The following is an 11989-nucleotide window of genomic DNA, read 5'->3' as shown; positions in this document are numbered from 1 at the left end:
ATCAACAAGATCCGCCTTTTTGCTTATCGCTGCTAAGGATTGAGTGGCAGTACCATATCTGCCGTACCATCCTCAAAATGGATATCGACTTCAAATCCGAGTCGCTGAGCCAAAGTTAACATGCCTCGGTTGGTTGGCATTGTCATTCCCGACATCTGTGTTGTGCCTTTGTGGCGGCAGTAATCTATGATCTTGCCCATCAAAATTTTACCTAATCCTTTTCCTTTGAGATCGGATCGAATCAGAATCGCAAATTCGGCATCGGTGTTCTCTGGATTAATCAAAGCGCGCGAAACGCCAATGATCTCATCTTTATCGCCCTGATGGCTTACCGCAACAAACGCCATCTCCCGGTCGTAGTCAATCTGGGTCAGGTTGGCTAGCGCTTCGTGATGAAATTCACCGACATCAGAGAAAAAGCGTTTATAAAGGTCCTCTTTACTTACTTTCTTAATAAATGCGGCGTGATCGGGTTCATCTTCAGGAAGAATTGGCCGAATGGTCACCAGCTCGCCGTCTTTGGCCTGAACGTCTTCCGCCATCTCTGAAGGATAAGGGCGAATCGCCAGTCTGCTTTGTGCGTCGCCTTCAAAACGTTTGAGCGTTAAATCTGCATCGAGGATGGTAAATTGACTGCCATTTACCAATACTGGATGAATATCCAGTTCGTGAACTTGTGGGCATTCCACCACCATTTGGGAAATTCGGACCAGAAATTCAGACAAACCTTCAATGTCTATCGGCACAGGCAATTTCTGCAGACGAATCTTCCCGCTGCGAATAGCCCGCACAATCAAATAACGCGCCAGCGTCATATTGAGAGGCGGTAAGGCCGCGGCGGCATCGATCGATTCATTCCACTCTGATCCTCCTTGGCCAAGCAGGATCACTGGGCCGAATGTGGTGTCGTTTTTCACTTTAATTCGCAGCTCTTCACCGCCAGCGAGTTTAGCCATGCCTTGGACAAGTAAGCCGTGAATGTTGGCTGATGGGTAGGAGATCTGTGTTCGGTCTAAGATCGCCTGCGCTGCGTTGGCGACTTCAGTGCTGTTGCGCAGATTGAGCATGACACCCTGAACATCGGATTTATGGGCAATGTCCGGTGAGCGCAGCTTTACCGCAACCGGATAACCAATCGTTTCAGCAATATGCACGGCTTCGCTGGCATCAGATGCTATCCAGGTCGGTAGCACATTGAAGTTAAAACATCTCAGCAAAGTGCCAATCTGGTGGGTATCAAGGTGAACCAGATTATTACTCTCCAGATGTTCTTCTATCCATTGTTTGGCACTGTTCACTTCTGAGACATGGACCGCTTCCGCCGTGGTTGGGGTCTCCATCAGTTGTTTTTGGTTGCGGCGGTACTCGACCAAGTGCATGAAGGCCACGACTGCACTCTCGGGAGTACGATAAGTCGGAATACCAGCTTGATTAAAAATCTGCCGCGCTGGCTTGGCCGTCATTTCGCCAGACCAGTTGGTCAGAATATTAAATCGTGGTGAACGAGGATGCGCTTTAATTACATCGACAATAGCTTGAGCCGTCTGTTCAGAATGAGCAATTGCTGAGGGGCTATGCATGATCAGAATGGCATCAATAGTCTCGCTATCCAGTACGGCTTTAAGTGCATTCACATAACGGGTATGGTCGCCGTCGCCAACAATGTCGATAGGATTACTGTGCGACCAGCTCTGCGGTAAGCACTGATTCAACTTTTCGTACACACTTTCTTCAAGCTCGGCCAGTTTCCCGCCTCGCTCTAACAATGTATCAATCGCCATAATTGCCGGCCCGCCGCCGTTGGTGATGATCGCCAAGCGCTCGCCGCGGAGAGGGACTGAATGAGTCAAGGTTTCTACGGCAGCGAACAACTCATGCGTGTTGTTTACTCTCAACATACCCGTGCGTCGAATGGCTGAATCGTAAATGATGTCCAGTGTGTCATCGCCGCCGGTATGCATTTGCGCGGCCTTGCGTCCGGCGCTCGTGCGTCCGCCTTTCAGAACCAATATCCGCCGGTTGCGTGATGCTGCACGCGCTGCTGACATAAAGCGTCTCGCGTCTTTAATTGTATCAATGTAAAGCAGAATGGCATCGGTATATTTGTCAGTGCTGAGACAGTCGAGCAGGTCGGAAAAGTCGATGTCACTGGCGTTACCTAAGGAAACAAAAGCAGAGAACCCGATCTCTTTATCGTTTGCCCAATCAAGAATCGTGGTGCATACAGCCGCTGATTGTGAAATGAAAGCAATGTTGCCTTTAAGCGCAGTCACGGGAGAGAAAGAGCCATTGAAATTGATCCAGGGCAGAATCAGTCCCAAGCTGTTGGGCCCAAGGACACGCATTCCTGCCTCTTTGGCGATGGCGCTACATTGTTCTTGGATTTCTCGCCCCTGAGCATCCAGTGAATACATATCGGAAGAGAGGACAACGACGTTGGATACGCCTTTTTCGGCCAACTGACGAAAAATGGAAATATTACGTGACGCGTGAGTGCATAAAATTGCGATATCCGGAACTAACGGCAGCGCATCAATGGTTTTGTACGCAAGGACGCCACAAACGGAGGGATAATAGGGAGTCACTGGCATAATGGCGCCATCAAAGCCTCCTTGCAGCAAATTCTTCATCACAATATTGCCGGCACGGAATGGGCGGATAGAGGCACCAATCACCGCAACGGATTTAGGCTTCAGTAACTGACTTAAATTATTCATAATTATTGCGCCACAAGTTGACCTGTCTATATCCTAACCAATTCTCGTATTGGCTGTTCGTCTATTTGGTCTGGTTGTGATCCTGTCAGCACCGGAGTGAGTCGACTTTGTGTCACAAATCACAGGATATCCTTGATAAATCGGCCGCTAAGCTTGATTCTCAGCGCCGCTATCGGCATGATTTAATTACTTTCTACTTAGAGTGTTTATGAATCCATGAAAAAAGTTGCAATTGTTGGCTTGTCAGCGTTACTCGCTGCTTGTTCCTCGGGAAGCTACATCACAGATGTGACCACGGAAAGTCATACGGAAGAATATGCGGTAGCTGAAGTACCTCAACCAGTTGTTTCAGACGAAGGAACAGCAGTAGGTGTGACAGAACAAAACGTTGAAATGAACGTCATCAAGATGGCGCCAACTGACAACGATAAGAAAGTGGTTAAAATGAGCCCGCAAACTCAGGCGAAACCTGCAGTTGCCATCACGCCTCCGACAGCTAAGCAAGTTGCGATGAATCCTCGCTACGGTTTTACGATTCAGGTCGTTGCTGTAGGCACTCAGAACAAAGTGGATCACTTTGCCAACAATCTGCCAAAAGATGGCCAGCCGATTTGGGAAAACTACAAAGTTGTAAACGGAACAAAATGGTACACCGTGCTTTATGGTGACTACGCGACGCGCAAAGAAGCAGCGGAAGCGATTACCACGCTACCAAGTGAGTTCCAGTCTCTGAAACCTTTTGTGAAGAGCATTGACTCAATTAAAAACTCTGAGTTCCCGACGCTGAATAAGCTTAACTAACTCTGACTGAAACGATAAAAGGGGCGATTTGGCCCCTTTGTTGTTTGTTCTCTGACCACTTAAACCATGATTGTGTGAGAAATTGTCTCGAACGGTGTAAGTTCATGGCGAATTGTCTATCATAGTGGACAAATAATCTCTGGTGTCACGGAAAGATCTAATGACAAAAACGACTATCTTACTTTTGTGTGGCGGCGGCTCTTCTGAACATGAAGTGTCGCTGGTTTCTGCTAACTATTTGCAGCAGCAATTATCACAAACTCCTGAATTTGATGTGTTCAGGGTTGAAATGAAAAAAGAGGGATGGTTCTCTGATTGCGGTGAGATAGTATATCTGGATACAAACTCAGCCACATTGAATGGCGAAGGTTTATCAATCAAGATCGATTTTGTTGTGCCGTGTATCCATGGTTACCCGGGTGAAACGGGCGACATTCAATCCATGTTTGAACTTGCTGGTATTCCTTACTTAGGCTGTGGCCCAGAAGCCAGTTCAAATAGCTTTAACAAAATTACATCCAAACTATGGTACGACGCGTTAGGTATTCCAAACACACCTTATCTGTTCTTGTCAGAAAACAATGCGGATGCACTAAAGTCGAGCCAAGAAGCATTTGCTAATTGGGGCAGTCTCTTTATAAAAGCTGCGCGTCAAGGGTCTTCTGTTGGCTGTTACAAGGTCACAAAAGAGGACCAAATTGCTCCCGCTATTGATGCCGCATTTAGTTATTCAGAGCAAGTACTGGTTGAGAAGGCCGTTAAACCCCGTGAACTGGAAGTCGCCGCCTATGAAATGGGTGGTAAGGTTTTTATCACCAAACCTGGTGAAATTATTGCTCCTGAAGATGCGTTTTACAGTTACGAGGAAAAGTACAGTACCGACAGCCACTCGCGCACTGAAGTGGAAGCGGGTAATTTGACTGACGACCAACAAACTTTGATTCACAGTGTTGCTGAGAAAGTCTTCACCCACATGAAACTGCGTCATTTGTCGCGTATTGATTTCTTCTTAACACCAGAAGGTCAGGTTTATCTCAATGAGGTAAACACTTTCCCAGGCATGACGCCGATTTCAATGTTCCCTAAAATGCTTGAACATAACGGCCATAAGTTTGCCGATTTCCTGGCAGATTGTGTTCGCACCTCACTTACTCCCAAGGCTTAAATTTCACAAATTTTAGCTTCTCTCGCTCTGCGGTATTTTTATCACCAATGTATTGATAAGGCATCGCAGGGCTGAGCCAACGCCCGAATTCTTGAATCTCTCTCGCTTTATATCCTTGTTTCGCCAGTTCTTTCGCCGCTCCTATGCGCGTTGATTGTCCTGAGAAACGCAATTGTTCATCGCCCAAATATCTTCCTGCGTTTCGTAGGATCCGAAATATTGATGAATCATCAAGTGGAGATGTAGAAACGTTACCATGTCGATCGATAGCTCGGAAAAGTACGCCACTTGTATCTTCGATACAGGTGAGCCATTTCGACAGACATTGACTCGCTTGTTCAGAAAGCGAATAAGTGTAGCCTGACATTTGCAAACTCAAATTAGGTTGTTCGTGATTAAGCCTAACTAACTGAGATGCATCGAGAGATTTAAGCTCTGAGCGCTTTAACGCACACTCAAACATAACGTGGTAAATCGCAAGATCCCGGATCGTTTTTATTGCCTGACGATCTTTAAGCTTTCCAAATAGCTGACTCAGATGGTCTTGATTAAAACTTTGAGCTTGTGTGGCATCGCCATGTTTATCTAACCGTAGTCGCTGTAACGATGTGCGCACCTGACTATTCGTTGTCGGGTCTCGTTGGCCGAGTAAGGTGTGAACTAAACTTATGGTGACCGTGTAACGTTTAAGAGTGCTAAATTTTCTGGAACGAGCCTCTAATTCAATGAACTGACGCACTGCGGTGATTGATGCAGGAATTGCGTTAACTGATCGAAATTGACAGAATTCCAGAAATAGATTCCAGTCTTTAGTGAACGCAAGTAATGAATTGCGACTGTACTGATGTTGGGTGAGTTGATTGAACTGTTCGAGAGTGACTAGACGACCAAAATCGATAAGCATCTGTTTTAAAATGCTTTGATCTGTGACGACAGTAAGGTTTTTTTTCATACTAGCGCACTATAACTTGATGTTTTGATAATAAATATACTTGCTAACCCGAGATATACAATTATTATTTAGGTAACTGCAACTAAAAGAACCAGATGCGTATGGCTATAGCTACTTATAGAGGGTTTACCCTCAAATCTGCACCAAATTCAACTGAAGTATGGCAAGTTCAGATAAAAAACCATGTTTTGACCGGCAACCTTGCGGCAGTGAAGAAGAGTATCGATTGGTGGTGTGATACGGCATCAATTATCGATCCTCGCGAATTTGAATCGGTCGGCCGTAAACGAGAAGTTGCTGCAGGAACGCAAGAGAACTTCAACGGGTTCAGCCTCAAAAACGACACTGGTGAAGCAAATGGATGGTACTGCTTTTTTAATGGCCGCTTAATCAAAGGTTCTAAAGTTGCTATTCAAAAACACATCGAAGCTTTTTTGCTTGCTAAACAGCGAGCAGAAACACAACACAAGAAGTAGTAAAGATCATGACACTCGTATATTCGACAGACGTCGGCCGAATTAAGCAGGAACCAGAGAAAGCAGAACGTCCTAAAGGTGATGGTATTGTCCGTATTCACAAAGAAACGAAAGGACGTAAAGGTAAAGGTGTCTGCATCATCAAAGGACTAGACCTGGATGACGCGCCGCTTAAGCTGCTTGCCGCCGAACTCAAGAAAGTCTGCGGTTGTGGTGGTTCGGTTAAAGATGGTGAAATCGAAATCCAAGGCGACATGCGAGACAAAATTAAAGCGATGCTTGAGAAGAAAGGCTTTAAAGTCAAGCTAGCCGGCGGCTAATAACCAGGTTGATATCGTTAGATAGCAAAGTAGTTATTAGCTATTTTATGGTAAATCCAGTTATGTTGAATAGCTTCGCTAGATAACCAAGCAAATACAGCACAGCAGAGAAGAGCACCCAAAAACGTGCTCTTCTTATTAGCAAATACAATTTAACATAACGTACATAATGCGCACTGAAGTAGTGACGCTTTAACCTCGGTCGCATACAGCGCAAAACTGCTCGAACCCATTAATATATAGTTTGTATCTGTAGCGTGTCCGGGCTTTTAGTTGAAGTTACCACCAAAGTGTTTATTAATCTGCTGTCGCGTTTCTCTACGGTTTTACCGCTTGATCATTTCGTCGCTACACTGTCACGCTGTGTGCACTAAATAATAATGTTCGTCCGTGATGCGAGTTGCCACATGCTTCATCATGGCGTTGAGCTTTCCAAGTAACTAACTCTATGGTTCGACATTCGCTGACTGTTCAATCGATGACAGAGAAATTACTCCGGTTTAAACCGCGTTCTGTCCGCTGCCAGTCATGCCTAAACTCAACGTCGTCAGCGCGATCCAAATTCCAAATACTGAATGACACTTGAAATCTTTCCCCGTTGCCATTCACACGCCATCAAATTAAGACAGAAGCACTCACCATGCTTCAAACCTTCTCTATCTGCGCAGAGATAAGCGCACGAAGCCTAACTAAGTGACGGCGTCACCTGGTATGTTTTGTGCTGTATTAAGCTGTCATTAACGACCAAATCAAATCTTGATGCGATACCTTTCGATTGGCGGTTGGATCGATTGTCATTTCTTCCATGTTTAATTCAATGATAGTTACGACGATGGATATGACGACAGTGAGTAATCACACCGTAACGCATCAGGATAATAAACTGGCTTTTATTTTGAGTGTAATTTGATGTGTAATAAAATTACAAGATAGTGAAAGTTCACACTTACGACAGGATTTTATCCTGTCGTAAGTGTTTGTTATACATTGGTTTGTTTTGGTTTCTTGGTGTTTTTGGTGGGGTTATTGATTTGAAGCGTGACTTGTAAGTCTAAATGAAAGGCAAAAAAAGAGCACTTACGTGCCCTATTCTTTGGTTTGTTGCTCTGTTTGTTGTTGTCTTATTTCTTGAGCAACGATTTTTATTGCTTCTGCAGTGCTGATTCCTTGCGCCATAAGCGCCTGAATCTTTTCTACTGCCGCCTGCTGTTCGGCGTGAGAGAGAGTTGGTATATCGTCAAACATAAAAAAGGCTCCTTTTAAGGAGCCCAACTATAGTGTTTCGCTTAATAACTCGCAAGGAAGTTTACGTAAGCACCCATTGCTTGTTCATTGGTGTAACTTGCGCCAATATCTAATTGGAATAGGTTGAGTGGCGAAATACCCACACCAGCCGTTACCGTCCCTTCACTACCGCTGTAGGCCAGATTTTTGTAATAACCAGCACGCAGTTTTAGCTGGCGTAGTAAATCAATTTCACCACCGACACGAATCATTTGCGTGTTGTCTGCAAAACTTTTGTAACGCTCGTCTTCGTTGAGATCGTAGTCCACGCTCAGAGTGACATAGTCGGCAACCAAACCGACACCAACCGTGTACTGTGGACGAATCTGATAGGAGTACTGCAGATTGGGATTGCCTGAAACTTTTGACGCTACGGTTTTGGTTTCAATGTCTCGACTGATCAAGTTGGTTGCTGCAAAACCGATTCGAAATGGGCCATAGAACCACAAGGCACCAGCATCAATATTGAACGTTGTTTCGCCCGTGCTGTTTTCGCGAAGATCTTTAAAGTCATAATCGCTGATGCTGGCTTCATACACGTATGTGTAGATACGTTGCAATTTCGGGCTGATACCAAACGAAAGGTGCTGTCCCATAAAGGTTTGATATTTGGCTAATGAAATCCCTACTTCGGTTACAGCGACAGATACCGCATTAACGGTGCTGTTCTGGGCTTTTTCGAACGTACACTCGTCGGAGCCTTCGCTATAACTCGGGCAACTATCGGCAATATTGGTTGTTGCAAATGATTCAGTGTAAGCCTTACCAAAAATGTTCATGGCCAGATATTGGTTTGGAATACCAAATGCCACCACGCCACCAAGATGTGCGCTTAGAACATCGCCACTGACGTCATTCATTGCACTCTGTAGTTCGTCGACACGAGAAACGTCATTGCTATCGAGAATGCTTGAGATCTGATCAAGGCCGTCGACCATTTTATCTGGGTCATTATACGAACCACCGATACTTGGCAGGATCATACCGGCATCGTCATTGCGGCGGTATATTGCAACAATCGCTGGGTTGTAGAAAGGAGCGGTCAAATAGTTTGCTGATACGACGCCAACACCACCCATTGCATCACCGCGAGCTTCAACGGCGTAGTTGGCTGCGAGAGCACTTGGTGCTGCCAATGCGACAGACAGTGCGAGAAGTTTGATTTTATTATTCATGCCGATATAAACCGTAAGTTCCGTTTCGTTTTATAACGGCATATTGTCCATTATCTTTAGTTATTCCTCTAGCGAAACGTCATATGTTTTGCTGATAACTTGAGATTGCTCAATGGTGATTGGCCCTTGCCAACGTTGATGGGTCATCGAGACTGCCAAAACATAGCGATCGGACGGTAAATTATTTAGCCCTAGCGATGTCGGGTAATCCGATTCGTAACTCTGGCTCCAAATTTCCTTATATTTGCCGTCTACGTAATCAAAGACCGACACGCCAAGTTTTGGTAGTGGACAGAATCGATTTAGGAGTGCATTTTTCTCCACAATCCACTGATCTTTGGATGCCCAGCGAACAGTTTGCTTCGCTTTGGGTTCACCAAATATAATCCACGCGCTCCAGGATTCTTGATCACTTGCCGTAATATCCAGTCGGTACAATCCCATACTTAGCTTAGTATTCAAGTTGTAACGTTTAAGATAGGAAATGGTTGAGCTAGTGACGTTGTCACTATCGGTTTTGGTGAACGTACTGTCTGTGGATAACGGTTTATCTACCCACTGAGTGAGTCGAATGTCAGAAATATTCTTTTTGGATTTCGCGTCAATAATTACTTGATAGGCGTCTCGACCAGGGCTTTGTATGTCGACCCGACGAATAAGAACAGACTTAATCCACTCTGGGAAAGGTTTGGAATCGAGTCCTTTTCCACAATCGACAGTCAGTGACTGAACTAACAGATCGTTCAGATGTGCAGTTATGCTTTTGTTGTGCTCCAACTGCCACACCTCAACTAAGGAAGCGAACATGCTTTCCAAGTCGTTATTGAGCAAATGTTGGTGTGCTTGGGTTAATGGCGTGTTTTTCTCAAACCATTCGACCGCTTGTGTAGATAAGGGCACGCATAATAGCGTGCCCATTAACAATGCTGATTTCCGCATTCGTTACGCTTTCATCTTGTAACCGACACCACGTAGGGTTTCGATTTCCAGACCGGGTAACTTTTGGCGCAACTGAAGTACGTGAGTATCTACAGTACGGGTTGTTGGGAAATGGTTGTAACCCCAAACGTGGTCCAGCAGCTCGTCACGGGTAAATACACGGCCTAAATTGCTTGCCAAAAACAGCAGTAGATCGAATTCAGTACGAGTCAGTGTTACCGATTCGCCGTTGAAATAGACTTCTCGTGTTGCTTTATCAATCGTCAGGTTCTCGGTGACCACTTTGCTGTCGTCTTGATCTTCATTTTCAGGCGAACGAAGTTGAGCGCGCACGCGTGCAAAGAGTTCTGCTTCGGCAAAAGGTTTAGTCAGGTAATCATTCGCACCTGCGTCCAGACCTGTTACTTTATCTTTAACCGTCACCAATGCAGTTAAAAGAATCACAGGGACATCTTTCAGTTTTTTCCAATCAGCCAAGTGTTGTACTGAATCACCATCAGGTAGCTGGCGGTCCAGAATCACTAAATCCGCTTTCTCCCAGTATTGCTTTACACCAGCAATCGTTTCTGCATGTAAACAGTCATATCCTGCTTGCTCCAAACTAACCAGAAGTCCGTCAGCTAGGTTTTTATCATCTTCAACGAGAAGCAATGTCTGTTTCACAGGGTATCTCCAATATAAAAGTGGTCGGCGGTCCAACAAGGGTCATTGTTCCCCCCATTCTTCCGACCATCGATTCTACTATAGTTAAGCCAAGTCCTAAGCCACTTTTACTGACAAATGGCTTGCGTAAATGACGCCAATCCTTGTTTGTAAGCGTTCCTTGGTCCGTAACCTTAATTGTGACAGCGTTAGATTTTGTTGTTACTTCTAGTGTCACTGGAGCAACGCCGTATTTCACCGCGTTGCGTATTAAATTATCTACACAGGTTCCTAGCCAGTAGACATTGAGTTTGGCCGCTATGTCTTTGTCTATTTTAAGTTCTACGGGATCTACGAACTCTTCTTCAACTTTGTATCTTAACCACTCTTCAACCGACGGAACCCAGTCTGTTGCAAGAGGTTTGTTATCGGATTGCAAATAATCTTTGCTTGCTTCCGCTAATTGACGTAATCGGCGTGAATCTTCACACAGTCTACGGAACTCATCGTATACAGACTCAGGCAAATGTTCAAATTCGCGACGAAATCCTTCTACGGTCAATGAGAGACTTGCGATCGGTGTACGCAGCTCATGAGTCAGAATTTGCAGGATGAGCATTCGGCTCTTCATTTCCTGACGCTTTGAATTCCAACGATAAATTGACCAGCCAAGTACCAAGAGTATGTTGGCAATGACTAGGGCAACCATGCTGATACGCAGCAAGTCAGAATGGTCTTCTATATCCCAACAAATGTTACCACGCTGTACGAAACAGGTGCTTTCTGAGGTTGCGATACTGTAGGAAAGCCCCGCTTTGCTGGCGTTACGGTTCCAAGTCTCTTCGTCGAAAACGTAATATTCGTCCCCTTTTCTCAGCCAAAGTTCCGTATCGTCACCAAACATTACCGCGCCAGCGATTAACGCGGTCATGGTATCTTCATTCATACTTTGCAAGCGGCCTAACAATGAATCTTTCGCTGCTTTCGGGCGTTCCTGAATATGCATGTATTGCTGCAACTCATTCAGTTTGTCCGGGTGCATCTCAGCATATCGTGAAGCATAAGTGCCTCCGCCTGGATGGATCAACGCACTTCTTGCAAACCAACGCATCGGCAGTTGGGTACCTTTACATATGGCACGTGTAAACACTAAAGGTTCAGTTACCAGCGGGTTCAGCGGCAGTTTACCGGTACAGGTTTGAGCCAGACTATAAAGTTGCTGGATATCTTTTAATGGATACGCTGATGTTTGCGGCAGCATGCTGTCTGGGGTCAGCAAACGTGTTGGATAATCATTCTGAATGCCGCGAATGTCGTAGGAGACCGCCGCCGATTTATAGTCAAATAGCGATACGAACAGATCTATGCGCTCAGGCAGAGAATCCGCGTATGAGGAGGATGTGGTAAACAGCCCTACAACGACTAGGGTTCTTAGTATCGCTTTAATCAATTTGAATCTTCGGCAGATCATAGGGTTACAAAACTATAACGTATTATCCTAGAAAGATACATTTGGCT

Annotated in this window: 11 protein-coding genes; 4 read left to right on the top strand and 7 right to left on the bottom strand. The window is 45.2% G+C overall.

Features of this window, described 5'->3' with window-relative positions; translation table 11 throughout:
* Positions 1-32: 32 nt before the first annotated feature.
* Positions 33-2717, bottom strand: a complete 2685-nt coding sequence (locus DYA43_RS21500) for a bifunctional acetate--CoA ligase family protein/GNAT family N-acetyltransferase (RefSeq protein ID WP_061055646.1) — start codon at positions 2715-2717, stop codon at positions 33-35.
* A 216-nt stretch (positions 2718-2933) separates the two neighbouring features.
* Between DYA43_RS21500 and DYA43_RS21495 the strand changes: the two genes are divergently transcribed.
* Together DYA43_RS21495 and DYA43_RS21490 are read left to right on the top strand one after the other, a co-directional pair.
* Positions 2934-3518 (top strand): SPOR domain-containing protein, encoded by a 585-nt coding sequence (locus DYA43_RS21495; RefSeq protein WP_055452343.1) that lies wholly within the window; start codon positions 2934-2936, stop codon positions 3516-3518.
* Between the two features lie 160 nt (positions 3519-3678).
* The gene (locus DYA43_RS21490; protein WP_061055645.1) at positions 3679-4683 is read left to right on the top strand and encodes a D-alanine--D-alanine ligase; all 1005 of its coding nucleotides are present in this window, start codon (positions 3679-3681) and stop codon (positions 4681-4683) included.
* On the opposite strand, the gene DYA43_RS21485 is transcribed toward DYA43_RS21490, so the two are convergent.
* Positions 4667-5635, bottom strand: coding sequence for a tyrosine-type recombinase/integrase (locus DYA43_RS21485; RefSeq protein WP_061055644.1), 969 nt, complete (start codon positions 5633-5635; stop codon positions 4667-4669). The two genes, DYA43_RS21490 and DYA43_RS21485, sit on opposite strands and share 17 nt — an antisense overlap.
* 101 nt (positions 5636-5736) lie before the next feature.
* Here DYA43_RS21485 and DYA43_RS21480 point away from each other — a divergent pair, with 101 nt between their 5' ends.
* Entirely contained in the window at positions 5737-6111 is a 375-nt protein-coding gene (locus tag DYA43_RS21480) for a DUF3319 domain-containing protein (RefSeq protein WP_024375550.1), read from the top strand.
* Between the two features lie 8 nt (positions 6112-6119).
* The gene (yciH, locus tag DYA43_RS21475) at positions 6120-6431 is read left to right on the top strand and encodes a stress response translation initiation inhibitor YciH (protein WP_020328556.1); all 312 of its coding nucleotides are present in this window, start codon (positions 6120-6122) and stop codon (positions 6429-6431) included.
* Between the two features lie 1086 nt (positions 6432-7517).
* Here yciH and DYA43_RS21470 read toward each other — a convergent pair.
* Genes DYA43_RS21470 through vxrA form a run of 5 tightly spaced genes read right to left on the bottom strand, consistent with a single transcriptional unit; the run spans position 7518 to position 11942 of the window.
* Complete coding sequence (locus DYA43_RS21470; protein ID WP_020328558.1) at positions 7518-7676, bottom strand: YoaH family protein; 159 nt, start codon at positions 7674-7676, stop codon at positions 7518-7520.
* Between the two features lie 41 nt (positions 7677-7717).
* The gene (locus tag DYA43_RS21465) at positions 7718-8890 is read right to left on the bottom strand and encodes a conjugal transfer protein TraF (RefSeq protein WP_061055643.1); all 1173 of its coding nucleotides are present in this window, start codon (positions 8888-8890) and stop codon (positions 7718-7720) included.
* A gap of 60 nt (positions 8891-8950) precedes the next feature.
* On the bottom strand, positions 8951-9829 hold the full coding sequence (locus tag DYA43_RS21460) for a DUF2861 family protein (protein ID WP_024375592.1): 879 nt from the start codon (positions 9827-9829) through the stop codon (positions 8951-8953).
* Between the two features lie 3 nt (positions 9830-9832).
* Positions 9833-10492, bottom strand: a complete 660-nt coding sequence (gene vxrB, locus DYA43_RS21455; protein WP_020328561.1) for a response regulator transcription factor VxrB — start codon at positions 10490-10492, stop codon at positions 9833-9835.
* Entirely contained in the window at positions 10467-11942 is a 1476-nt protein-coding gene (gene vxrA / locus DYA43_RS21450; protein ID WP_020328562.1) for a sensor histidine kinase VxrA, read from the bottom strand. Before vxrA ends, vxrB begins: the two co-directional genes overlap by 26 nt.
* Between the last annotated feature and the right edge of the window lie 47 nt (positions 11943-11989).

Origin of the sequence: Vibrio fluvialis, from assembly GCF_900460245.1 — a bacterium.
Classification (GTDB): domain Bacteria; phylum Pseudomonadota; class Gammaproteobacteria; order Enterobacterales; family Vibrionaceae; genus Vibrio; species Vibrio fluvialis.
This window is presented reverse-complemented; position numbering and strand designations above follow the sequence as displayed.